This is a genomic window from Bradyrhizobium arachidis (assembly GCF_015291705.1).
In the GTDB taxonomy this organism is placed as follows: Bacteria; Pseudomonadota; Alphaproteobacteria; order Rhizobiales; family Xanthobacteraceae; genus Bradyrhizobium; species Bradyrhizobium arachidis.
In genome coordinates this window covers 2,282,691-2,306,279 of record NZ_CP030050.1, presented here as the reverse complement: position 1 = coordinate 2,306,279, position 23,589 = coordinate 2,282,691, and the positions used below count along the sequence as shown (strand labels likewise).

The following is a 23,589-nucleotide window of genomic DNA, read 5'->3' as shown; positions in this document are numbered from 1 at the left end:
TCAGATTGAATTGGAGGGCACCCAATTGGCGATGGAATCGCGAAGCTGATCAGGAAGCCGATAGCACTCCTCTGAGCCCGGGAATGCACCTTTGCGAATATCGGCAGCCCAGCGCGACAGCGCTTCCTGGAACAGCTGGAATCCATTTGTATAGGCACGAACGAATTTGGGGCGGTGGCCTTCGGTTAGACCCAAAACATCATGGAACACGAGCACTTGGCCCGAGCAATCGGGTCCTGCTCCGATTCCGATGGTGGGTATCGTGAGAAATTCGGTCGCTCGCGCCGCGAGCTCGGCAGGGATCCCCTCCAGGACCAAAGCGAAACAGCCGGCTTCCTGCAGACGGTGCGCGTCGTCGAGCAGCCGCAAGGCGGTATCCGTTGTCCTTCCCTGCACCCTGAAGCCACCCATGACGTTGACGCTCTGCGGGGTCAGACCGAGATGTCCCATCACAGGAATTTCGCAATCGACCAAGGCGCGTACCATCTCGACGCGTTTGGCACCACCCTCGAGTTTCACAGCATCGGCGCCACGCTGCAGAAAACCTCCTGCGTTGTGAATCGTATCCTCAGAACCGACATGAAAGCTCAGAAACGGCATGTCGGCCACAAGCAGCGCATGAGGCCTCGTGCGCGCAACAGCCTCCAGGTGATGATTCATCATGGCCACGCTGACGGGCAGCGTGTTGTCGAATCCCAGACAGACGTTTCCAACGCTATCGCCGACCAGGATGATATCGACAATGGGATCCGCGATGCGCGCCGCAACCGCATCGTAGGCGGTGGTCATCACGACACGACGTCCTTCATCCTTCCACTGCTGCAGTGCCGGAATCGTGACACGTTCTAGAGGCTGCCCTGAACTGTGGCTCATATCGAATCCGCTCCCCACACACCGTCGGCGCTTCCTAGAGAAGGCGGGAGAAACCTGTCAATGGCATGGAGGATGGAGATCCCGGTTCTCTAAAACTGGAGAACAGCGCAAAAACAGTCCAATGGTCGCGCAACCATGAGCCAAGACCTTCCTCATCACGATTTCACCACCCGATGGCTCGTCTTCCCCTACAGTTTCAGCGACTATGCCGGCCGGAGCCTCTATCGAGGAGCGGCGCTCGCGACGAGCCACCATCTGCTCGACCGGACCCGGCTGGAGATGCGCGCAGTGGGGACTCCGTTTTTGGGAGCCCACCTCCGTGCCTGCCCTAGGGGTACTCGTGAGGCTCCTGCTTCGGCGCCAGCGCGCCGAGCAAAACGAACGGATGGCAGGCCAGGAACGTAAAAAGCTGACAGGCCGCTGTGAACGCAGCGAGAGTCGCAGTCGAGTAGACGTCGTCGCGAAGGCGCTCAGACCGAGCCAACCTGCCGGCCCTGTAGGCCCTGAAGTCGATTATTTTTGCCGATGCTTCTGTCACTTGATTTCCACGCGCTCTATAGGGCCACTCGAAACGCAACAAGTCCGACCAGGGCGGTACCGGCTCAGCGCTCGCAACCATCGAAGCCATTTCTGATCGGCCTCCCGTCGCGCCTTGAAGCGGTTGACGCATTTCTTGGAGCAGAGGGCCGTTCGCCACCAATAATGGCGGATCAGCCCAAACTTTCCGCCGCATATCGCGCAGCATACGGCTGAATAGTCGAGGGAATTACGGGAGCCAACGTGCATTTCTCGCCTCCTGTCGACATTTACTTGGGAAGCCCCGCTGCCCCTCACGGCAGCACCACGCACGCACCAACGGTGCGGCCGCCCGGCGGTCCGTCTTCCTGGTCTTGCAGCCATCAAAGAGCCTTGACTCTGATGTGCGGCTGCCTTGCGAAGCAGTACTTTCCACAGAATGCCTCGCCGAGAATTTCCTCAAAGATAGTGGATTTCTCTATCGTGATTGAGACAATTCGCCCGGCATTTCAGCTAAATGCTGCGCGTTCATAGCCAGTCCGCAGGATTGCTGCGCCAGTTGGGTCAGGAGCGATTAAAGCAAGTGCTCAAAGCACGATTAGCCTGCTAGCCGTGGGCACAGCATCCTCCTTGCAATTCAAACGGCAGCAATACGGACACGCCGTGCAAGATCCTGTCACTGCAGACGATTGCAAACTTTATGGCACCTCACATCAGCAAGTCCGCAGCGTCCCGGATCGCAGCATAGATTTCATCAAGATCGGCCGCCGTAACGCAGTAAGGAGGCATCACGTAGATCGTGTTACCGAGTGGGCGTAACAGCAGATTCCGCGCTTGGAAGAAAGCCAAAAGCTTCGGCCCGATGTCCGCCAGATAGCCGGCATCGCTCGTGTTGAGTTCGAGCGCTGTGACTGTTCCTGTGCGTCGGACGTTTGCGAACCGTGAATCGGCGCAAAATGGCGCGAGTGCCTGTTCTTGCATCCTGGCCAAGGATGCCACCCGCCTGCGATATTCCTGTTGCTGCCACAGGTCCAGATTGGCCTTGGCAGCGGCGCAGGCCACTGGATTGGCCGTATATGAGCTCGAATGGAAAAACGTACGCGTGCGATCTTCAGAATAATGCGCATCGAAAATATCGGCACGACAGAGTGTGACGGCGAGCGGCAGCGCCCCAGCCGTGAGGCCTTTCGAATAGCAGGCAATATCGGGCGTGACATCGGCCTGCTCACACGCAAACAAGGTACCCGTCCGCCCCCAGCCGGTCATGACCTCGTCCGCAATGAACAGGACATCGAAGGCTTCGCAGATTCGCTTCATCTCTCTTAGCACCGAGGGAGAATACATCAGCATTCCACCGGCACCCAATATCAGGGGCTCCACGATAAAGGCTGCCGGATGTGCGTTTCGACACGCGTTTTCAAGCGCATCGAGCGCTATTTGCTCACGATCTCTTGCCGGGAACGGAATCGAGGTCACCTCGAACATCAGCGCCCCGTAAGCCGCATTGAAGACGCCTCGGCTACCCACCGACATCGCCCCGATCGTGTCGCCATGGTACGAGTGCTGCATCACCACAATTTGGGTTCGCTGTCTTCCGGTATTGTGCCAGTAGCCGAGCGCCATTTTCAGCGCGACTTCGACGCCGGTTGATCCGCTATCGGAGAAGAACACATGCTCGAGCGCCGGGGGGGTGACCTTCAATAGTTCCCTCGCAACTTGCTCAGCCGGGTCGTGAGTGTATCCGGCGAAGATGACCTGGTTGAGCTTGCCTGCCTGTTCTCGGATCGCGTTCACGATGCATGGATGGCAATGGCCGTGGGTCACGACCCACCAGGAGGAGATTGCATCGATAAGGCGTCGGCCATCTTCGGTGTAGAGATAGGCCCCCTCTCCCCGCAGCACCTTCGTCATGTCCCGCTGTAGAGCATGCTGCGTGAACGGGTGCCAGACCGGCGACCTCTTGGCTATCGTCATAGGTTCAGGAAATCACTGCCAAGAAAGGAGTCTTTGAAAGCGGCCTGCAGCCTTTCGTCCGTGAGGGGAACAAGCCACGGGAGCCGTCCCAACCAACGCACTCTCCCGATCTCGCAAATCGCGCTTTCAGTTTCGGCGTTTCTTTCGCCAATGAACGCAATTCCAAGGATTCGAATCTGACGCTTCCGCAGAGCCTCTATGGAGAGCAGGGAGTGATTGATTGTGCCCAGTCCCGTCCTGGCGCAAAGCACGACGGGAAGCTGCCAGCGTTCGAAGATGTCAATGTAAAGAGTGCGCGCTGTCAGCGGCACCATGAGTCCGCCGGCACCCTCAATCACGAGCTGCCGCTCGCCGCTGTCCGGCAGTCCAAGCGTCTCTGTGTCTATGCGAACGCCATCGATCTCCGCGGCGTAATGGGGCGAGGCAGGCGTCCGAAGTCGATAGAGCTCCGGGACAATGCGATCGGACGAGAGGCAGCCGAGGCGGCGGACGCACTCGGAGTCGGTCTCTTGTTCGAGCCCGGCCTGGACCGGCTTCCAGTAATTCGCGCCTAGAAGGCCGGCGAGCCCTGCGGAAAATACCGTTTTGCCGACTCCGGTGTCCGTACCAGCCACGACGATCCGCTTATTCATCAAAACGAACCCCTCGTCACCTCAACAAGCGCATCGAGCATTGCGCGCACGTCCGCCTCCCCAACATTGAGTGTCAACGAAATCCGCAAACGGGCGGTGCCTGGTGGGACGGTTGGCGGCCGAATTCCGCGGATGTCGAAGCCGCGCCCCTGCAGAGCAGAGGCTAGTCGCATTACACGAGCATTGTCACCCACTATGTACGGCACGATCTGAGAGGTCGACGGCGTGTGCAAACCAAGGGAGGTGATCTGCCGATGCGCGAATGAAACAAGTTCGGCCAGCCGTTGCTGCCGCTCCGGCTCCTCCCGCAGGATGAGGAGTGCCTCTCGAACGGCAACGGCCAGCAATGGTGATGGGGCCGTGGCAAAGATAAACGGACGGCAGCGATTGACCATGAAATCGCGCAGGATGCCGGAGGCTGTAACAAGTGCACCCGCCGCACCGAGCGCTTTGCCGCAAGTATGAACGACGATGAGATTGTCGCGCCTCTCATAAGGGGCCGTGAGCCCTCGTCCCTGAAGCCCGTAAGCTCCTGTGGCATGAGCCTCATCCACGATCAGAAATGCGTCATGGCGATCGGCGATTGCCACCAACTCTTCGAGTGGAGCGAAGTCGCCATCCATACTGTAGAGACTTTCGGCCACAATCCAGACGCGGCCCGCTCCACCTTTGGTTCGCCAATCGCGAATTGCATCTTCGATTGACTGGGGATCATTGTGCGCGTGAATTCGGCAATCTGCGCGGCCGGCTCGCGCCCCCTCGTGAATACTGGCGTGCACGAGCGAGTCGAGAACGAGCAGATCGCCGCGCTGCGGCAGCGTTGTCAGGACGGCAAAATTTGCGATATAGCCGCCTCCAAAGAAAAGCGCTGCCTCCGCACCAAAGAACTGAGCCGCCTCCGCTTCGAGCCGTTCATGCTCTTCGCAATTGCCGCGCAGAAGCCGCGACCCGCCGGCTCCAACCGGAGCGCCCGCCTCGAGCGCGGCGACCATCGCCTTTTTGATGCGCGGGGCGCACCCGAGCGCCAGATAGTCGTTTGATGCGAAATCGATCCCCACGCGCGGCTTGAGGCAGCGCAGCCGTTTATCTTCGTTCAAGGCATTCAACGCTGCGACGTAGGGACTAAGTCTAGCTGCTTGCATTGACCGCATTCATTGCTCCCAGGATCGCATCAAATCACGCAAAAGATCCGTTGACGGTTGAAGAAGGATGGACGGCCCTTGAGGCTCAACTTGCCAGGATGCGATTGTCTTGGTCCACACGCACAATGCGTGGCTTGAATATCTTTGCTTCGGCCTCGTCGAATGAGGCATATGCAACGATAATGATCTTGTCTCCGGGCATTGCGAGTCGGGCGGCCGCACCGTTCAGGCTTATCGTGCCAGACCTCGGCGGCGCCTCGATCACGTAGGTGGCAAAGCGCGTCCCTGTTTCGACATTGTAAATTTCGACGCGCTCGTTGATCAGCATTCCCGCCGCCTCCAGGAGCGTACGATCTATCGAGATCGAGCCTTCGTAGTGCAAATCAGCTTCGGTTACTGAGGCGCGATGGATTTTGCCCTTCATCAAGGTTATCTGCATTGTTCACCTAGGCCGGATGTAGGGGCAACATATTGCGCGCACTGCTTTCCTCCGGCGAGCCCGGACGTGATGCCGAGCCGGGCCAGCAGATCCGCATCACGATCAACTTTCGGGTTTTTGGTGGTCAAGAGCACGTCGCCGATGAAGATCGAATTTGCTCCGCCCAAGAAGCAAAGCGCCTGCAATTCATCGCTCATGTATTGCCGCCCGGCGGACAAGCGAACCACACTCCTTGGCATCATGATCCGCGCGGTCGCCACCAGGCGGACCAGCGCGATCGGATCGGGAGGCTCCGCGTGGTCTTCCACCGGCACGCCTTCGATCTTGTTCCACAGGTTGATCGGCACGCTTTCGGGATGGTTGGGAAGATTGGCGAGCAGCACGAGCATACCTAGGCGGTCCTCGATGTGCTCGCCCATGCCGATAATCCCGCCGCAGCAGATCTTGATGCCGGCATCGCGCACATGCGCCAGCGTATCGATGCGGTCCTGCAGGCTACGGGTCGTGATGATCTTGGTGTAAAACTGGGGTGATGAGTCAACGTTGTGATTGTAGAAGTCAAGGCCAGCCTCGGCGAGGCGCGCGGCTTGGTTCGCTGTCAGCATGCCGAGCGTGACGCACGTTTCCATGCCGAGTCGCTTGACCGCGTTGACCATGTCGCAGACGGAATCGAGATCGCGATCTTTTGGCGTGCGCCAGGCCGCGGCCATGCAGAAGCGCGTCGCGCCCGCATCCTTCGCGCGCCGCGCGCTCGCAACCACATCGGCGCAATGCATCAGACGGGTGGCCTCCAGGCCGGTCTCGTAATGCGCGCTTTGCGAGCAGTAGCCGCAGTCTTCCGGACAGCCGCCGGTCTTGATGCTGAGCAGGCTCGCGGTTTCGACGTGGTTTGGATCGAAGTTCTTGCGATGAGCGCGCTGCGCCTGAAACACCAGGTCGGCAAAAGGCAGGTCGTAGAGCGCCTTCACCCGTTCGACGTTCCATTGATGACGTACCTGCGCCCCTTTGCTTGCTTCCTTCCGGTGGACTCGCGCAGCAGCATCCATAATCCAATCCCGCTCAATTGTAGATAATCGCATGAATTATCTATAGTCATCACTCTCGAAGAGATGCTAATCGAGCTGCCTCGCAAATGCACCGACTATTGCGGTAGATAATCTATGATCACTGCTGACAACATGACGACGGTCGCGCGCATCGCGGATTCAATCGCTGAGCGCATTATCAGCGGCGCCTTAGAGCCAGGCGCGCCATTGCGTCAGGATCACGTTGCACGAGAATTCAATTCCAGCCACGTCCCGGTGCGCGAGGCCTTTCGGCAGCTGCAGGCACAACATCTTGTTGTCGCTGTGCCACGCCGCGGTGTTCGGGTTGCCCCGCTCGATACCCATTCAGTGAAGGAGATCGCCGAAATGCGCGCTGCGCTGGAAGTGGTGGCATTGCGCCATTCGGGGCCAAGGCTCACAACAGCTCATTTGGCTCGGATCGAGCTCACCGTGATTGAAGGAGACAGCGCAAAGACGATCGAGGAGTTTGAGATGGCCAACCGCGCCTTTCACCAAGCCTTGGTCGCGCCGTGCGGAATGCCGCGTCTGCTCGCGAGCCTCGATGGACTGCAGCTTGCCAATTCTCGATTGGTGTTCGCGATGGCGCGATCGGTGGGCTGGCGACCGCGCTCCAATCAAGATCACCGCCTGATTCTGCAAGCCCTGCAAACGCGCAATATCGATCAAGCCTGTAACCTGCTGACGCGGCACATTCAATCCATTGAGCGCCTTACCCTTCCGGCGTCCTGAACAAATCCGGCAAGCTTCATTGCGGATCGCAGACGATCGCAAGCGACGATCATGCGGTAAGCGACTGGCCTCATTGCAACGGGTTCTATTCCCAGATAGTTATGCCCCCGCTAGCGACATCTCCGGACGGCCATGATTCGTCACATCGTCTTCTTCAGCGCCAAGGACAAGGCGCATATCGACCAGATCATCGAAGGTCTTTCGCGTCTCACCGCGATACCACATGCGCGCCGGCTTGAGGTTGCCCGCAACCGCAAGACCGATCAGCTCGGCAACGATATTGACATCGTGGTCTATGGGGAGTTTGACAGCGAGACGGAGCTCGCAGCGTACAAAGCGCACAATCTCTACCAGGAGTCGATCAAACGGGTCCGACCGCTCCGCGAGCTGCGGTTCGCGGCCGATTACGATGTATCACTAGATACTCCTTTCGCCTCAACGGCAGGATGATCGAGGTGCCGTGGCAGCAAAAGGTCCACCGCCGGGTTAACTTGGCAATGGCCTCAAGTTTCGTGCCATCGGAGACCGGCGTCGCTCTCATCGGGTGGGGCAACAGATGGAATGGCCCTTTCACGACGTCAGCGGCCGGCGGCCGATAATCCGATGTACGTTCGCGAGTTGCAGTGGGTTGAACCTTTCACAGCGATGCGACGTCTTGGGCATCGCTCGCATCTCACGTTTCTCGATAGCGCAGCAAGGCACGAGCTGCTTGGCCGCTACTCATATGTAACGTGCGACCCGTTCAGCACCTATAGGGTCGCGAACGGCCAAGCCAGATGGAACGGACTGACTCTCGAGGCCGATCCATGGAAGGTCCTTCGCACGCTACTCGCGAAGTACCCGCAAGAGTATCGTCCCGATCTCCCGCCATTCCAGGGAGGAGCGGCAGGCTATCTTGCCTACGACATGAACAGGACATTGGAGCGATTGTTTGCGCCGGCAATTGCCGGTCTGGGTTTGCCCCAATCCATCCTGCATTTCTATGACGTGGTCATCAGCTTCGACCACCGGGATAACAAATGCTGGATCGTCTCGACCGGATGGCCGGAGCAGGATCGCGGGCGACGGAGCGACCGAGCTCGTCGTCGGGCCGATGAGTTTGCAGCATTGCTTGACGGTCCAATGGCGCCACAGAATGGTTATCCCAGCAAAGCAGGCGCTTGGAGCTCGAACTTCAGCCGCGAGGGCTACATTGCGGCGGTACAACGCGTGATCGACTTGATCCGGGCGGGTGACGTGTTCCAGACGAATATTGCGCAGCGCTTCAGCACCCGCCTGCCGACCTCGTTTGATCCGCTCGCCTTCTATTGCCAGCTACGATCATTGAATCCGGCGCCTTTTGCGGCCCTGCTGCGATGGGGAAAGTTGACCATCGCCTCAAGTTCGCCGGAACGATTCCTGAAGCTTAACGAGCAACAAGTCGAGACACGACCCATCAAGGGCACGATCGCACGTTCGCCTGATTTCAATGAAGACCACCGCCGTGCGGCTGTTCTCCTCGCTTCTGAAAAGGATCATGCCGAGAACACGATGATTGTGGACCTTTTGCGAAACGATCTGTCCCGCGTTTGCACGGCGCATTCGGTCGAGGTTCCGGCTCTATGCGATCTCGAGTCCTATGCCTCGGTGCACCATCTCGTGTCGATCGTTACGGGGGCACTTGCCGGAGGGGAAGACGCCGTTAGCCTGCTCCGTGCTTGCTTTCCGGGGGGCTCCATTACGGGAGCGCCAAAGGTGCGGTCGATGGAAATTATTACAGAAATCGAGCGCATAGCGCGGGAGGTCTATTGTGGTGCGATCGGCTTCATCGGCTTCAACGGGCACATGGACACGAGTATTGCGATCCGCACTGTCACGATCGACGGCGACATGGCTGTGTTTCATGCGGGCAGCGGTATAACGGCCCTGTCGGAGCCCGAGGCCGAATACGAGGAAACGCTCGCCAAGGCAGAGCGACTCTTTGATGCATTTGGTTCTGAACGAGCTGGCGCATTTTGATTATCATCATCGATAATTACGATTCGTTCGTGTTCAACATTGCCCGCTATTTCCACAAGCTCGGTGAAGCAACGGAAGTGATCCGAAACGACGCTATCAGCATCGGCGAGCTCGTTGGTCTCAAGCCGCGCGCGGTGGTGATATCGCCCGGTCCCTGCACCCCAACTGAGGCAGGAATATCGAGAGCAGTGGTCCGCGAACTTTCAGGACGCGTACCAATTCTCGGCATCTGCCTTGGACATCAGTGTATTGCTAGCGCTTTCGGAGGACGGGTTGCGCGCGCACAACGGCCCATGCACGGTCGGCGCTCATACGTCGCGCATGACGGCCGAGGGTTATTCAAGGGGCTGCCAACCCCGCTTGACGTTGGGCGCTACCATTCTCTTATCGTCGAGTTTGAGCAGTCATGTGCGCAGAACCTCATAGTGACAGCGCGTTCAGAGGAAGGGGAGATCATGGCCCTCACGCACCGCTATCATCTCACCTGTGGCGTCCAGTTCCATCCCGAGTCGATCCTTACCTCACAGGGGGACGTCCTGCTTATGAACTTCTTGCGACTCGCAGAGGATTTGCGAAACCACGCGGACGAATGAGAGGCTCGGCCTGCCGATCAAGATGGTGCACCGTTGGTGTCCGCGTCTCTACGAGCACCGCCATATGGTAGGCATTTTGTGGTAATCAGCGCTGTTCCGTGCTCGGCTCCGCAGTCAGCGGCGCGCCTCCGACAGAAACCGGACCTTGCGGTTTTAAGGGCCGGACGTCCCTCTTGGCCGGCTTGGATGTGGTGCGCACTGGTGGCGAAGAAGCAGCAGGAGCAGGAGACGCAACAAGCGCCGGATTCTGCAGCTGCTCGATTCTTTGGGTCAGGGCTGCGATCTGATCCGAGATCCGCTTTAGCTCGGCTTGCTGCGCATCGACGTTGCGATTGAGCTCGGCAATTTCATCGGCTGTCTTCTGCTGCCCCGATTGGATCCCTAAAAGCACGTCCCTATCATCAGGTGACAAGCCAAGCGTGGCAGGCACGACTTCATGTGCCGAGGGCGCCTCGGCAAACGTTTCGATATTCGCCAAAAAATAGACTCCTCCGGCGCAAAGAACGAGCAATACGGCTAGAAGAGCAAAGATCCACCGAAAGCCTTTCAACGGTCTCTGCAGGACCGGCAGCAACTCCGAAGCTTGGGATTGATCCGTCACAGCCACACCCCGCTCTCATCATCTCGATCTGCTTTGGTTGTTCTGGTTGCCGCGAGAGCAGAAGATGGTCAAGAGCTGCCTCGAGCCGCAACCCCCGCTGCATCCTTTTCAGCAATGTTGTCCCCAAAGCCGGGTCTTGATCGCATCAGGGTTTTTGCGAGCAACGCACTGCGCTGCAGGTGGTGAGGTAAATGATGAGGGCCGGTAGAGTGGATTACCCGTGAAGCACATTCATACTTGTGCTCTTGAGAGGGCCGCCTCACCGAAAGGCAATGCGCGTCGGGGATTTGCTAGGTGAGGCTTCCAGCGGGTCCTGTGCCTGATTGTTCGAGGGTCGGTAGTCGTAGCGTCGAAGTTGACCTGGCGCAAAATGCTGCGCAACCCACGCAACAAACGCGTGATGCGAGCGCAATCATAAGACTAACTATATCGTTCGATGGAGGGGAATTGCGTTGTTAATGGGCAACTGCACGAAGGCCAGGGCCAGGAGATCAGGTCGGCCGTTCAGAAAGACCGGCACTACATGCGAAAACGACACGAATCGAGGAAGCGGATCCCTACGGATGCCTGAGCTGATCATCTGCAAGCGCCGGGCCTCCATACGTGGAAAACATACCAGCGCCCTTGTCCAGCTGCGTACCATCTTGCGTGAGGTCTCGCAGGGATCCTAGCGCGACCACAGGTCGGGCCGCGGGATGAAAGCAAATGCGAGCAGGCTCGAGCAACGCGGCGCAAGCCCAGCCGCGGTCAGCGCCAACAGGCTGCCGGACACAATGTCATGATTGCGCATGAACCGTCCTTCATGGCGCCCCGAAGCAGCACGAGGGGGCGGCTGCCTTCGTGGTGAATAGCCAATCACCGGATTCCCACTCAAATTTGCTGCACTATTCCTGCAGTCTGCAAGGGGAAGAAGCATTTTTTAAGCGCAATCGCCCCACTGTTCGGCGGCTGCCGGCGACAACGAACGAGTATCAAAATTTGTGGGGTGTTTGCTGGCCAATAGGCCGTGGGATGCCCCGTAAGAGCCGCCCCTCCTCCCAGGCCCGCGCTGTGAGTCGTTTCATAATTGCGATATATCGTTTCGAGTAATCCTTGTTGCATGCGCGCTCTCCTAATCCTCCTCACGGCTTTTACGATCATGTTGGCAGCACGTGACCGGCACCAAAATGGCTTCGTGCCACGTCCGACGGCATCCATGCCCCCGGTCGACGTGCCGTAACCCAGGCACCTGCCTCTGTCCGCAAACGACTTGACGCAGTTCATCAATATTGGGCAACCACTCAGACCCATACTTGCGATCTGCACCGCTGGTGTAGGCAGCACATCTTCCCTAGCGTGGGGACAGCCACGTCATTCTATCATTGCGGAACTGGCGTAGCGGCACTTAAGTCCGGCAGCGCAGGCCCAAGCTCAAGGAGCCGATCGGCACATTTCGTTGGCCGCCATCTCAAACTGGGCGTACGACTATAAATTCAACGCCAGAAGGAAAGGGCACCTACCGCTTGTCGACATCGACATCGATCGGGCGACATATGGCGACGCCCTTGATTGCAAGGATGAACACGACCAGGGAACTTGCATCCTCGAAGGTCTTCCGGCGGCGGTTGCGATCCTCAAAGACAATTCGCGCTCTGAGCAAGAAGGTTGCGCGCGCTGAAGCTTGTTGTCCATCTGGCTGGGGACCTGGAGCAGCGTTGTACGCAAGCGAACATAACGGCGATCAAGGCGTCAACAAACTGCATGTCATCTTGCACGCAAAACGATACGACGGCACGTCATATACGCGCGCGCCGACATTCCACAGCATATATGAGGACTCTCTGATCGATCTCCAGGCGTTTTCGTGGGGGAGTTAAACTGATGCGCTGGATGCCGATCTGCTGCCGACAGTCGAAGCCCCGCCCTATGATGAAGCACGAGTTGCTGCTTGCGCGAACGATACGCACGCCCTGGGTATAAGAGCCTATCAGCTCCTGCCCCCCAGGAACGCTGGACCACAACGATTCGGGCCACGCCGTAGAGTTCGGCAACGATTGTGCCGTGGCCATCAAAGCGGACCTGGATCGCGAGCTGGTAAAGGGAGCCGCGCGGCTTGGCTATTCTGGAAGATGCACAGGGCAATTCCTAGACGAACTGCCTACCTTAGGTGGGCCGCAGAACACCTCCCGCTAATTCTCGATAATTATGATTTAACAAGATCAGTGTTGGATGCTTTGTACACTCGAAGTCCGCACGATATCCCGAGGACGATTCTGCGCGATGAGGTCGTGCGGTTGAGGGCAATCGGCGCGCGAACCGCGTACTAAGGTTGAAACTCATTAAATCCACCATACACCAGATCGCAGCATCCAGCAGATACTATTGAGGACGCGTCGGTCGTTTTACCCGAGGGGCTCCACGCGGCTTGTTTGGTAGCATAGACTCGATAGCTGCCCATTCGTAGTCCGTTAGTTCATGGCGCATGATTCGAAGCCCCAGTTTGGGAGCTTGAATCACGGGGCGCCGGGCCAATCACAATGCTTTTGCCATGTCAGGCCGACTTGTCCTCACGACTGCCCTCAAGCTTATCTCGCAAGGCCGTGATCACGCGATGGACAATCCGTATATCCTTGACCGACAGCCCTTCTGAAAGATCGTTGATCCAGGGAGCCTGCAACTCCATTGCGGCTTCGAAGGCGCGCTGTCCATTCTTAGTGAGCACGACGAGCTGCGCCCGTCGGTGATGCGGGTTGACCTCAAAAGATACGAGGCCCTCTCTGTGCAGATCATTGATAATCCGCTGCACGTTTTGACGATTGCCGCCGAGGTCACGTGCGAGCCAAGCGACCGGTTGGGGACGTTCGGCGGACACAATGGCGCCAAGCACCTGCCAGCGTGCGCTTGTTAGGCCGAGCGGGGCGACCAGACGGTCGCCGGCCGTCAGAAATACGCTGTCGAGCCTGAATAGATCGAGAACAAGGTCGGTCAGGGCGTCACCCTCCGGGGTTCGCTTGGCTCTTTTCATTTGTCACCATTGCTTTGTATTGACATCATGATGTCAACGTGGTAAGTGACCATAATACCAATTAGACATCACATATCAAATAGCAATGGAGGCACTCATGTCGCTGCTACGCCCGCTCGACCCTTCCTTCCCGATCGACCGCCAGATCGCTATCGACGCAAATTCGGTCGTCCTGGTGAACCCATTCACTCTCGACAAAGCCGATGAGGCGGCTTTTCTCAAGACCTGGCAGGACGACGCAGCGTTCATGAAGCGACAGCCGGGCTTCATTTCCACTCAGCTGCACAGAGCTCTTGGCGACAGCTCGACCTATCTGAACTACGCCGTCTGGGAATCCACCGCACACTTCCGCGCGGCCTTCACCCATCCTGACTTTCTAGCAAAAATCGCCAGCTATCCGGCCTCCGCGATAGCCTCCCCTCATCTGTTCCAGAAAGTTGCCGTGCCCGGCATCTGCGTCGCCTAGCCCTGTTCTTTTTAGGAAGGGAAGATACTCATGATCAAGTTGATCCATCCTGTCGCTGGCGCCTTGGCTATCGGAACGATCGGCACATTTTGGCTGTCGACGGTACTCAGCGAGCTGTTCGCGTCCCATGCCACAGTTGCAGCGGTTAAGAGCACCATACCGTGGGGTTTCTTGTTGCTGATTCCGGCGCTCGCGGCGACCGGTGGTACAGGTGTCATCTTGGCAACGGCGCGCCGGGCCGGACTTATCGGGACCAAATTCAAGCGCATGCAATTCATTGCAGGAAACGGCATCCTGATTCTTATTCCGTCTGCGCTCTTCCTTGCGTCCAAGGCTCAGGTGGCTGAATTCGATGCCACGTTCTATGCTGTGCAGGTGATCGAGCTCGTGGCGGGCGCAACAAACATTACACTTCTTGGTCTCAACATGCGGGACGGTCTCAAAATGAAGGGATGGTTGCGCCACAAACCCGCTTGATCACCGGAACCAGAACTGCGCGGACAACTGATCTGAGGCCCGGTATTGTCGTGGCTTATCAGTACGCGCCCTAAAATGATATAGCTCTCCCGCCGGAGAACAGGCCGGATGGTATCAGAATGCGTAGCCCGATCAGCAATTTAGAACGTTCGGCCCTTCAGTTTACCTTCGGCAGCATAACCCTGACCGTGGTAACACTGGCCTGCTTGTACCTTCACGCGCATTTCGCCGCGACGGCGTTCGCGTATTTGTTAGTGATCTTGCTGTTTTCGCTGATGGGCAGCTTCATCGCGTCGTCGGCGCTTTGCATCGTAACCATCGCTGGTCTCGCTTACTACTTTGCGCCGCCGGCGTTCAGCCTGCGTATCGATGACCCCCAAGATCTGCCGGTAGTTGTTGCATTCTTTATTGCCTCGATTGTGGGAGCGCACCTGATCGGAAAGCTCCGCCAGGAAAGAGAGGCTGCGCGTGTCGTTGCGGCCAAGCTTCAGCGGAGTGCGGCCGATTTGGAGGATCGCGAAAAGCGGTGGCGCGCCATCTTCGAGCACAATCCCGCCATGTACTTCATGGTCGATGAAGCCGGCATTATCCTCAACGTCAATACGCTCGGCGCGACACAACTCGGCTATGCTCCTGCTGAACTGGTCGGCCGATCAGTGCTGGACGTATTTCTCGAGGAGGATCGCCCTTTCGTTCGCGAATGCGTTCGGACGTGCCTTGAGGATGTCGGACAAACGCGCACGTGGGACGTCCGGAAAGTCAGGAAGGACGGCTCGGTGTTGTGGGTACGTGAAAACGCCAAAGCCATGCTTTGGGGCGATGAGCAGCCCATTGTCCTTATCGCCTGCGAAGATATCACGGAGCGAAGGCGGACCGAACTTGCCCTGCAGCGGAGCGAAGCACATTTAGCCCAGGCGCAGGAATTGAGTCACACAGGCAGCTTCAGCTGGAACCCCACTACGGGCGAGGCCTTCTGGTCAAAGGAAACATTTCGCATTTTCCAATTAGATCCTGACAGAGTGCAGCCGGGGCCGCAGCTCGTCGTTGAGCGCACTCATCCAGATGATAGGGCTTCGGTTAAAGAAATTATCGATCGCGCGATGCGAGACCCGAGCGATTTCGAGCACGAATACCGGCTTCTGCTACCGGACGGCTCGGTAAAGCACATCCATGCGCAGGCACGGGCGACGAGAACAGCCTCTGGTGACATCGAGTTTGTTGGGGCAGCTACGGATATCACGGCGGCGAGGCGAGCAGAACAGCAGCTGCGCCGCAGCGAGGCCTATCTGGCCGAGGCCCAGCATCTCAGTCACACGGGCAGCTGGTCCTGGGACGTCTACGGTCTAGATTTCGTGTATCGCTCCGCCGAGGTCGATCGTCTATTCGGCTTTAGCCCACAAGAGCCGGTGTCGATCGAGACCATTCGATCGCGCATCCATCCGGACGACTTGCCGCGGCTGGAGGAGGTGCAGCGCCAGGCGATTGAACACAAGGAGCGGCGGTTCGAATATGATTTTCGTATCCTTCTACCGGATGGCGAGATAAGACGCATACACTCCGTTGCGCACGTGGTGGTCGGCAGCGATGGCAACGTCAGCGAGCTGATCGGAACACATATGGATGTGACCGAGCAACACGCAGCTAGGGAACGCCTGGAAAACACACTTGTCGCGCTGCGCGAAAGTGAACAGCGCTTTCGCGACTACGCCGAAACAGCTTCCGACTGGCTCTGGGAGACCGGGCCGGATCATCAGGTCACTCACTTATCCGAGCACACCAGTGCTGCGGGAATTTTGGCGACAGGATTGATCGGCCTGCTTCGCTGGGACATTGCGTGCGACCTCGAAGAGGAACCCGAGAAGTGGCGGCAGCATCGGGCGACATTGGAGGCCCATCTTCCGTTTCGGGATCTCGTCTACCGCACCGTGAATCGGACAGGTTCTCCGATCTACGTCCGCACGAGTGGCAAGCCTTTTTTCGATGGAAAGGGCAATTTTCTCGGCTACCGTGGCGTCAGCACTGACATCACCGCCACCATTCGCGCCGATCAAGCCGAACAAGAACTACGAAGGGCACAGTCGGAGCTTGCGCATGTGACGCGTGTAACGACTTTAGGAGAGCTGACAACCTCCATCGCCCACGAAATAAACCAGCCACTCGCCGCTATTATCAGCAACGCCGATGCGTGCCTCGGTTGGATGGGCCGGGAAGCGCCTAATCTTTCCGCCGCCCGCTCTTCGGTGGAGTGGATCATCGAAGACGCAATCCGGGCAAGCGAGGTGATCCGTCGTATTCGCGCGCTCGCGAAGAAGGGCGAGATTGAGATGGCGCCGCTCGATATCAATGAGGTCGTTAAGGACGTCATTGCGCTGGTAACACGAGAGCTGGTGAGCCACCGAGTGACGTTACGAACCGAGTTGACGGCAGGGCTGCCTAGGATCCTCGGCGATCGGATTCAGCTACAACAGGTGATCATCAATCTCGTGATGAACGGAATCGAAGCCATGGATGCAGTTACCGACCGGACGTGCGAACTGCTGATTCAATCATCAAAGAACGATCTGGGGCACGTCCACCTTGCCGTGACCGATTGTGGCGTCGGCATCGCCGAGAACGACGCGGACCGCGTCTTGGATCCTTTCTTCACCACCAAGCCGACTGGCCTTGGAATGGGTCTTTCAATCTGCCGGTCGATCGTGGAAGCTCACGGAGGACGGTTGTCAATGGTCCACAAAAGTGGACCGGGCGCGACCTTCCAAGTTGCCCTACCGCCGCATAAGGAGGCCGTCTCGTGACTGCACGATTTGGCGCGCCAGGTGAAGTCAGCAATGCCGAGTCCTCGACAAGGGCGGTTGTCTTCGTCGTCGAGGATGACATCTCCATGCGTCGCTCGCTTACGAACCTTTTTCAATCGGTAGGGTTAGGCGTCATTGCATTCGGATCGGCGCGCGAAATGCTGCAGAGCCCAATCCCGGACATTATTAGCTGCCTAGTTCTTGATGTCCGGTTGCCAGGCTTGAGCGGCCTTGACTTCCAGACCGAGCTATCGAGGTTGAACATACATATTCCGATCATTTTCATTACCGGCCATGGCGACATTCCAATGACTGTCAGGGCCATGAAGGAAGGAGCGGTCGATTTTCTCAGCAAACCGTTTCGCGATCAGGAACTGCTTGATGCCGTGGTTGCGGCGACCGAACGCGATCGCAAAAGACGGGAGGCTCAGCAGACGGTCGCGAACCTGCAGTCTTTATTTGAGACCTTAAGCCCGCGCGAGCAGGCGGTGATGAAACTGGTCGCTGCCGGCCTGATGAACAAGCAGGTCGCCGCCGAGCTTGGGCTCGCCGAGATTACGGTCAAGATCTACCGGGGACACGTAATGAAAAAGATGCGTGCACGCTCGCTGGCCGACTTGATCAGAATGACTGAGACGCTGGGAGTTCGCACTAATCGTCCTGAACAAACGCAAGTATGATTTTACAAGTTCATCAGTCGAGCCCACTTTTCGCGCAAGGTGGCTAATGCTTGCAGCCGCTATTCCCGCTTCAGGAGGGCTCGTCTTGTCCACGCCTTTGATTTCCGTCGTTGACGACGACGCCTCAGTCCGTGCGGCGACAGAGAATCTTTTGAAATCGCGTGGCTACATCGCCCAAATATTTGCCTCGGCCAAACACAGAGGAGCCCGGAGCAGGCTAAAGCGCTTTGAGAAGCCGTACGGTTGATTGCGATTGCTGCGGTTTGGAATAACCGGCTTGGTTCCGCGCTCATCGAGTTCTTCACGCAATTCGGCGCTATCATAGGCTTTGTCACCGAGCATCCGTTTCGGCCGCTTGACCCTGAGGATCAGGCGTTCTGCGATCAGACAGTCATGCGCTTCGCCTCCAGTCAACAGAATGCGATCAGGGGCCCCTTAGCATCTGCGAGTGCGTGTATCTTCGGTTGCGCCCTTCGCGCGAGCGACCAACAGCCTGCTTCTGCCCCCCTTTTTCGCCCGCTGCCGAGCGATGCGCTTTGACGTGGGTGAAGTCGATCATCTCGGTGTCCGCTTTACAGCGAGAACGGCCGGCCCGGGATCGCGACCCGCTTCATGATCGGGCTCTTGCTGCTCAAGCACATTTACGAGCTGTCCGATGAGGGGTTGTGCGAGCGCCGGGTTCACGACCTAGAGTTCTTCCAGCACGCTTTCACGCACGAGCGCTCGGACCTGAGCCATTGGCGCAAGCGGCTCGGCGACAAGCTGGAGCTGCTGCGAACCGAGCGCCTGCGGGTGGCGCACGAGGCCGGCACATTACGCAGCCAGGACCTCAAGCGCGTCACGGTCGATACCACAGTGCAGCCGAAGGCCATCACCATTCCGACCGATGCCGAGCTGCTGCATGCGGGCATCAAGGGCCTCAATCAATTGGCGAGAAGGCACGGGGTCAGGTCCGGCAATCCTATGCTCGCGTGGCCAAGGCCGCCGCGATGATGGCTTCCCGCTACGCTCGCGCCAAACAGTTCAGGCGGCATCAGCGACAGTTGCGCATTCTGAGTAGCAGGCCCGGCCCAATCATTCGCGACATCCGCCGCAACATCGAGGGCCAGCCGGCACTGGAGGAGGCCTTCGCCCTTTCGCTCGGCTGGGCCGCGCAGATTCGTTCGCAGCAGCAGCGCCAGCGCGGCTGGAAGCTTTATTCCTTCCATGGTCCGGAGGTGGAGTGCATCGGCAAAGCCAAGGCCGCCGTGCCTTACGAGTTCGGCGTGAAGGCCTCCGTCGTCACCAACAATCGCCGCGCTCCCGGCGGAGAGTTCGTGCTGCACGCGAGCGCAATGCCCGACAATCCGTATGATGGGCACCCCCTGCGGGACGTCATCGAGCGTACCGAGACGCTGACCGGCTGTCCGATCGAGCGGGCCTATGTCGACAAGGGGTACCGCGGCCACGATGCGCAGAATCCCCGTCGCGTCTTCATCTCCGGCCAGAAGCGCAGCATCTTCGGTGTCATCAAGCGCGAGCTGCGCCGTCGCTCTGTTATCGAACCCATCATCGGGCACATGAAGGCCGAAGGCCACCCTCGGCCGCTGCTACCTCAAAGGCCCCGGCGGCGACGCCGCCAATGTCGTCCTCTCAGCCGTCGGCCACAACTTCCAGCCGCATCCTCGCCCGGCTCAGAGAACTCTTCGAGTTGCCGATGGCGAACGCTCGCCTCTCCAACAGAGCTCAATCCGGCTCCTTAACTCAGGAGTTGGAGCCTGGAGGCCAAAGTGCGGTTCATTCGGCCACTGGATCCGGATGCGAAGAAGACCGATACCGTACCACAAGCGGCGCTCTATCGAGTCGCTTGACTAGTCTCGTATCGAGTCACCTGCGTGCCCCGCGCTCCGTTCCGGCAAAAGGATACCCTGGATAGCCGCTAAAAGCGGAACCTAACAAGGACTTGCAGAACGCAGGCGTGAGCTTGCCGCGGTGGATCACGACGTCTTCGTGACCCGTTGCAGCTCGAGCGTTCTGCCAGAGGCGATTGTAGCCGCGCTGTTCGTTGGATTTCACGTGGCAAGCGGCGAATTCGGCGTCATCCAATGTCGTTAACTGCCACGCATAGACCGGCCGCTTCGTATGGATGTGCACCCACATCGGATTCACCGTACCATTGCGCAGTGGCGTAGGCTGCAGCTTGAGCTCGAACAGCGTTCCCGGCTCACCCTTCAGCGCGCGCGGTGACTCCAAGGGAGCCAACTCCTCGGCCGCCTGCAACCGTTCGAGGTACTTCTGCGAGGGAAACGCATAGGTCTTCATGCAATCGATCTCGATCGAAGCCTTTTGCGCCTTCGCAGTACGTGCCTGCCCCTTAACCTCCGACAACATGGCCTTGAGGCGGACTATTTTTTTTTGCACTTCGGGCACTTGGATAGGCGTGAGCAGGCCGCGTCGGCGAGGTTCGTCCAGCGCCTTTACACAGGCCTCAATCTCCGCGGATTGGCTCTGCAGCCGCTCAACCACGGTGTCCACGACGTGCTCGGCATCTTCGGGCTTCATGTGGCGCGCTTGCGAAACGGCTCTTTGCTCACTGGGCAGATCGAATTGCAAGAGTTCGTCCAATCGCGCGAGCAGGCGCGTCAGTGTCTCCTTCGATGGCGGGGCCTGCCATATTGCCAAGTGTTCCCTCGCGGACGATGACATCCTCGTATGCGCCTCTTCCGCGCTCGCGAGTTTCTTCGTGCCCAGATCCGAGAGCACAATAACCTTGGTGGTTCGCGCCGCGTCGGCTTCGGGCCTAGCGAGCTGCGGCTCGGGCTGCCCGGCTGCCGAGCTCCCCGCACCTCCGGCCTGCCTCCGCTTGCCCTTCCCTTTCCTTCGCGCTGGACTGCCTTCGGCCGCCGGGTCGTTGCCGGCAGGGTCGGCCGGTAACGCAAGGCCAGCCTCCGTTGGCGGTGCAATGATGGCTGCTGTCTTCGGCTGCACTGCTAGCAGGCGCATGACCTCATGGGCCGTGACCCACGATCCTTCCACGATCTGATCCAACAGATCCAACGGAAGCTCGGGACTTGCTCCCTTATTCCTTAGCTCGGCAACCATGTTGGGCAACGCCGACGCAAATTCCGATAGCCGCTCCATGACCCCTTCCAGAACGGCGCAGTGCTCTGCGTCCAGGGCTTGTCCTTTGCTGTTCAGAACAGCGTCGCCCGTTGAGAGGAATGCCGGAACAACATCGCCCATGAAGGTTCCGAGTAGACGCGCCCGACCGTTCTCACCCAAGAGGATTTGCCTGACGGCCGGGTCGAGCGTGTTCGCGTGCGACTCAATCATGACCCGCGCGAGAAGGACTTGCGATTGCAGATGCACGCACCTCGTATTCAGTGCCCAGCCGGTATGCAGCCGTAGTGTCGCCTGTTCGGCCTGTCGCCTTTCGGCCGTTGCACTTGGCAAGCTGGCAGTGGCTGCGCAGACGGACTGCATCCGCTCAGAGCGCAATGCCTTCTTTTCCCACCACTCCGTGCAGGCCAAATAGTGTTTCGCCACACCGGAAGCCGCTCGGATCAGCTGGTCGGGCGGAGCATTGGATTGGCGCATCCGCTCGAGTATCTTTCCCGCATTCTCCCTACTCTTCTCCAAGGCGTAGATAGTCGGTTCGGCCAGCGCGTTGCATTCGTTCCCCGCATCCAGAGTCCGGTCACGAATTCGGCAAGCCTGCTCTTCGGACAGAATGCTGCGCGCCACATCTGGAGACAGGCTCGCGTAGTAGTCCAGAACTGCTGCGCCTGCTTTGACAACTTGATCGATCAGCTCTTGCGCCTCAGACGAGCTCTGAGCGCCCATGGCAGCACTGTGGCAAGCATCAAGTTCCTCAAGCAGGCCGTCCATATTTTGTTTCGCTGCGTTGATCCCCTCCTCGCTTGAGGAAATGGGGACTGCCACACCCGAAGCTGAGGGCAGGCTCGTGAGCGTCGCCATTCTATCTTCAGACGCTAAGCGCATCCGTTCCACGACGGAGTTGAAAACTCGGTGGCCTTCCGCAGGGACAAAATTTGGCTCCAAATGCGCACTGCTCGATACCGACGTGGTGTCGGCTCCCGCAGCCCCAACGTGCGGTTCGCCAGGTCGGCCAATGCCCGTCATGTTCCATCTCCAATACGGTCAACAATGCGCAGCGTCCCTGGATAGGCCGCCTGGCTGACGGCTGGCTGACGAAGGATGCTCTCCGAATGCACAACCCCGCCGTCCGAGTTCCAATTTCATGGAAGCTGTTGTGGTGCTGAGACAGCAATAGGGCATGCCCATAAGGTGCGGGAGAGTCGATTGTAGCGCCGGTCCGCATTCCGCCGCCTCGCCGTGACCAGTATGGAAATGTGCGCTGCCAGAAATAGCCCTGCCAAAGTCCTTCCCGAATACCGAAAGCCGTCGAGCATGGCGAACCGCAGGGTCGATTGTCAGGCTTTCGGCAGCAGCAAAGCTCTTATTAACCGGGAGGAGATGCTATTGGTCGACCAAAGAGTTTCGGATCCAACTATGCGTAGATCTGGCTCGATGTGGAAGTTCCGTCAACTCGACCTCTTCTTCTCGCGTTCGAGTGAGCAGAACCTACGCTGCGCGAGTCCTTTTCAGAATAGGGCCTCGCCGAGGATGCTGCCCAGTTACGCGCACTTAAAATAAAATAGCGCAGTGAGCGTGCCAAGCACACCGAGCGCCAATCTGATATCGGCGAACTACCGTTAGCCAGTCTCGAAACAGCAGAAAGCGTGAGAATCGGTTTCCCCACCAAGATTGCTCCGACCGATATCGCGAGGATTATGCAGATATTTCGAGATGCATGTATCCCAGTGCATGTCCGAAGACGAGAAGGATACCGCCGAAGGGTATTAGCAGAAACATCGGCAAGAGCGTTGTTAGGTCCCCCCGGCCTTTCCAAACTGCTTTGAGGCAATCAACCCTGCGATTATCGAAAGCGCTACTAAGAAATGGCGTCCACCACTCAATCTTCAATGCTGAGCACATGATCCGAGGCTGGCGGCATGCGCCTGAACACGACCTCGGTCCGGATCAAGGTGACCTCTCAAGGATGTGAAACCGGAGGTGATGCGATGCCTTGTCGTGCCGCTCGCGCTGCGCCTTGATCGGCCGATCTGACGCTTCAGGCGGCGTTTGGCCGGACGAACAGCCATCTCTTGGAGTTCCTGGCCGGCGAAGGACGTCGGGGTATCCCTGATCCCGGAGGAGATTTTTGGCCTTCAGCCCATCGATGCATCGCAAGACGCGGCTCTTCAATATCGTTCAGGAGACCGGCGCGAAGACGATCCATTTATCTCTATGATTTCGGTGACAGCTGAGACCAAGTGATCAAACTCGAAAAATGGTTCGACACCACGACGATAGAGGGACTTCCCTCCTGCTCGAGGACGTCGGCGGTGCGCCCGGCTATGCCGAATACCTCGATGCCAGCGGCGACCCTACTCATCTGGAATATGAAAATATGCGCTTCTGGAGCCCGCACAGTTCGATCCCAACCTCGTCACCCCGAGGATGCTCGAGGCCGGCGCCAGCGCATTGTCAAAAATTTGGAAGCCGCGGCGTCGCGGCACGAGGCTCAAATAGATGTCAAG

The 23,589-nt window shown here is 58.4% G+C and carries 19 protein-coding genes and 1 pseudogene; 10 read left to right on the top strand and 10 right to left on the bottom strand.

Features of this window, described 5'->3' with window-relative positions:
- The 6 genes from panB to bioB all read right to left on the bottom strand — a co-directional run bounded on the left by panB (position 1) and on the right by bioB (position 6,622).
- Entirely contained in the window at positions 1-873 is an 873-nt protein-coding gene (gene panB / locus WN72_RS10645) for a 3-methyl-2-oxobutanoate hydroxymethyltransferase (protein WP_167381196.1), read from the bottom strand.
- A 1,224-nt stretch (positions 874-2,097) separates the two neighbouring features.
- Complete coding sequence (locus WN72_RS10640) at positions 2,098-3,363, bottom strand: adenosylmethionine--8-amino-7-oxononanoate transaminase (RefSeq protein ID WP_092220768.1); 1,266 nt, start codon at positions 3,361-3,363, stop codon at positions 2,098-2,100.
- Complete coding sequence (gene bioD / locus WN72_RS10635) at positions 3,360-3,995, bottom strand: dethiobiotin synthase (RefSeq protein ID WP_027562310.1); 636 nt, start codon at positions 3,993-3,995, stop codon at positions 3,360-3,362. Before bioD ends, WN72_RS10640 begins: the two co-directional genes overlap by 4 nt.
- The gene (locus WN72_RS10630) at positions 3,995-5,146 is read right to left on the bottom strand and encodes an 8-amino-7-oxononanoate synthase (RefSeq protein WP_092220770.1); all 1,152 of its coding nucleotides are present in this window, start codon (positions 5,144-5,146) and stop codon (positions 3,995-3,997) included. Before WN72_RS10630 ends, bioD begins: the two co-directional genes overlap by 1 nt.
- Positions 5,147-5,222: 76 nt before the next feature.
- Positions 5,223-5,576 (bottom strand): aspartate 1-decarboxylase, encoded by a 354-nt coding sequence (panD, locus tag WN72_RS10625; protein WP_092220772.1) that lies wholly within the window; start codon positions 5,574-5,576, stop codon positions 5,223-5,225.
- Entirely contained in the window at positions 5,567-6,622 is a 1,056-nt protein-coding gene (bioB, locus tag WN72_RS10620) for a biotin synthase BioB (RefSeq protein ID WP_092220774.1), read from the bottom strand. The genes panD and bioB overlap by 10 nt, the downstream gene beginning before the upstream one ends.
- Before the next feature lie 114 nt (positions 6,623-6,736).
- Between bioB and WN72_RS10615 the strand changes: the two genes are divergently transcribed.
- From WN72_RS10615 to WN72_RS10600, 4 genes are all read left to right on the top strand, one after another.
- Positions 6,737-7,372, top strand: coding sequence for a GntR family transcriptional regulator (locus WN72_RS10615; RefSeq protein WP_092220776.1), 636 nt, complete (start codon positions 6,737-6,739; stop codon positions 7,370-7,372).
- A 132-nt stretch (positions 7,373-7,504) separates the two neighbouring features.
- Complete coding sequence (locus WN72_RS10610) at positions 7,505-7,822, top strand: Dabb family protein (protein WP_092220779.1); 318 nt, start codon at positions 7,505-7,507, stop codon at positions 7,820-7,822.
- Positions 7,823-7,975: 153 nt separating this feature from the next.
- Positions 7,976-9,370: an aminodeoxychorismate synthase component I gene (pabB, locus tag WN72_RS10605; protein ID WP_167381197.1), complete on the top strand. Its 1,395-nt coding sequence runs from the start codon at positions 7,976-7,978 to the stop codon at positions 9,368-9,370.
- On the top strand, positions 9,367-9,963 hold the full coding sequence (locus tag WN72_RS10600) for an anthranilate synthase component II (RefSeq protein ID WP_092220783.1): 597 nt from the start codon (positions 9,367-9,369) through the stop codon (positions 9,961-9,963). The genes pabB and WN72_RS10600 overlap by 4 nt, the downstream gene beginning before the upstream one ends.
- Positions 9,964-10,048: 85 nt before the next feature.
- Here the strand turns inward: WN72_RS10600 and WN72_RS10595 are convergent, their stop codons facing one another.
- On the bottom strand, positions 10,049-10,570 hold the full coding sequence (locus WN72_RS10595) for a hypothetical protein (protein ID WP_092220784.1): 522 nt from the start codon (positions 10,568-10,570) through the stop codon (positions 10,049-10,051).
- A 1,429-nt stretch (positions 10,571-11,999) separates the two neighbouring features.
- Here WN72_RS10595 and WN72_RS10590 point away from each other — a divergent pair.
- Positions 12,000-12,221 (top strand): phospholipase C/P1 nuclease family protein, encoded by a 222-nt coding sequence (locus WN72_RS10590; RefSeq protein WP_143130864.1) that lies wholly within the window; start codon positions 12,000-12,002, stop codon positions 12,219-12,221.
- 873 nt (positions 12,222-13,094) lie between these two features.
- Here WN72_RS10590 and WN72_RS10580 read toward each other — a convergent pair.
- A complete protein-coding gene (locus WN72_RS10580; protein ID WP_092220786.1) occupies positions 13,095-13,568 on the bottom strand; it encodes a MarR family winged helix-turn-helix transcriptional regulator in 474 nt (157 codons plus the stop codon).
- A gap of 97 nt (positions 13,569-13,665) precedes the next feature.
- Between WN72_RS10580 and WN72_RS10575 the strand changes: the two genes are divergently transcribed.
- From WN72_RS10575 to WN72_RS10560, 4 genes are all read left to right on the top strand, one after another.
- Positions 13,666-14,034 carry an antibiotic biosynthesis monooxygenase family protein gene (locus WN72_RS10575; protein WP_231164280.1) on the top strand — a complete coding sequence of 123 codons (369 nt, stop codon included), beginning with the start codon at positions 13,666-13,668 and terminating at the stop codon, positions 14,032-14,034.
- A gap of 30 nt (positions 14,035-14,064) precedes the next feature.
- Entirely contained in the window at positions 14,065-14,511 is a 447-nt protein-coding gene (locus WN72_RS10570) for a hypothetical protein (RefSeq protein WP_092220788.1), read from the top strand.
- Between the two features lie 119 nt (positions 14,512-14,630).
- Entirely contained in the window at positions 14,631-17,306 is a 2,676-nt protein-coding gene (locus WN72_RS10565) for a PAS domain S-box protein (RefSeq protein ID WP_194483016.1), read from the top strand.
- Positions 17,303-17,986, top strand: a complete 684-nt coding sequence (locus tag WN72_RS10560) for a response regulator transcription factor (RefSeq protein ID WP_194483015.1) — start codon at positions 17,303-17,305, stop codon at positions 17,984-17,986. Before WN72_RS10565 ends, WN72_RS10560 begins: the two co-directional genes overlap by 4 nt.
- A gap of 165 nt (positions 17,987-18,151) precedes the next feature.
- Here the strand turns inward: WN72_RS10560 and WN72_RS10555 are convergent, their stop codons facing one another.
- Entirely contained in the window at positions 18,152-18,400 is a 249-nt protein-coding gene (locus WN72_RS10555; RefSeq protein ID WP_167381114.1) for a transposase, read from the bottom strand.
- A 153-nt stretch (positions 18,401-18,553) separates the two neighbouring features.
- Here WN72_RS10555 and WN72_RS10550 point away from each other — a divergent pair.
- A pseudogene (locus tag WN72_RS10550) lies at positions 18,554-19,728 on the top strand (IS5 family transposase); the annotation flags it as partial.
- A gap of 124 nt (positions 19,729-19,852) precedes the next feature.
- Here the strand turns inward: WN72_RS10550 and WN72_RS10545 are convergent.
- Complete coding sequence (locus tag WN72_RS10545) at positions 19,853-22,108, bottom strand: hypothetical protein (RefSeq protein ID WP_092219414.1); 2,256 nt, start codon at positions 22,106-22,108, stop codon at positions 19,853-19,855.
- Positions 22,109-23,589: the final 1,481 nt, after the last annotated feature.

Coding starts and splice junctions, on each gene's coding strand:
- panB (WP_167381196.1), bottom strand. CDS start 873: ATGAGCCACAGTTCAGGGCAGCCTCTAGAACGTGTCACGATTCCGGCA.
- WN72_RS10640 (WP_092220768.1), bottom strand. CDS start 3,363: ATGACGATAGCCAAGAGGTCGCCGGTCTGGCACCCGTTCACGCAGCAT.
- bioD (WP_027562310.1), bottom strand. CDS start 3,995: ATGAATAAGCGGATCGTCGTGGCTGGTACGGACACCGGAGTCGGCAAA.
- WN72_RS10630 (WP_092220770.1), bottom strand. CDS start 5,146: ATGCGGTCAATGCAAGCAGCTAGACTTAGTCCCTACGTCGCAGCGTTG.
- panD (WP_092220772.1), bottom strand. CDS start 5,576: ATGCAGATAACCTTGATGAAGGGCAAAATCCATCGCGCCTCAGTAACC.
- bioB (WP_092220774.1), bottom strand. CDS start 6,622: ATGGATGCTGCTGCGCGAGTCCACCGGAAGGAAGCAAGCAAAGGGGCG.
- WN72_RS10615 (WP_092220776.1), top strand. CDS start 6,737: ATGATCACTGCTGACAACATGACGACGGTCGCGCGCATCGCGGATTCA.
- WN72_RS10610 (WP_092220779.1), top strand. CDS start 7,505: ATGATTCGTCACATCGTCTTCTTCAGCGCCAAGGACAAGGCGCATATC.
- pabB (WP_167381197.1), top strand. CDS start 7,976: ATGTACGTTCGCGAGTTGCAGTGGGTTGAACCTTTCACAGCGATGCGA.
- WN72_RS10580 (WP_092220786.1), bottom strand. CDS start 13,568: ATGAAAAGAGCCAAGCGAACCCCGGAGGGTGACGCCCTGACCGACCTT.
- WN72_RS10575 (WP_231164280.1), top strand. CDS start 13,666: ATGTCGCTGCTACGCCCGCTCGACCCTTCCTTCCCGATCGACCGCCAG.
- WN72_RS10570 (WP_092220788.1), top strand. CDS start 14,065: ATGATCAAGTTGATCCATCCTGTCGCTGGCGCCTTGGCTATCGGAACG.
- WN72_RS10565 (WP_194483016.1), top strand. CDS start 14,631: ATGCGTAGCCCGATCAGCAATTTAGAACGTTCGGCCCTTCAGTTTACC.
- WN72_RS10545 (WP_092219414.1), bottom strand. CDS start 22,108: ATGACGGGCATTGGCCGACCTGGCGAACCGCACGTTGGGGCTGCGGGA.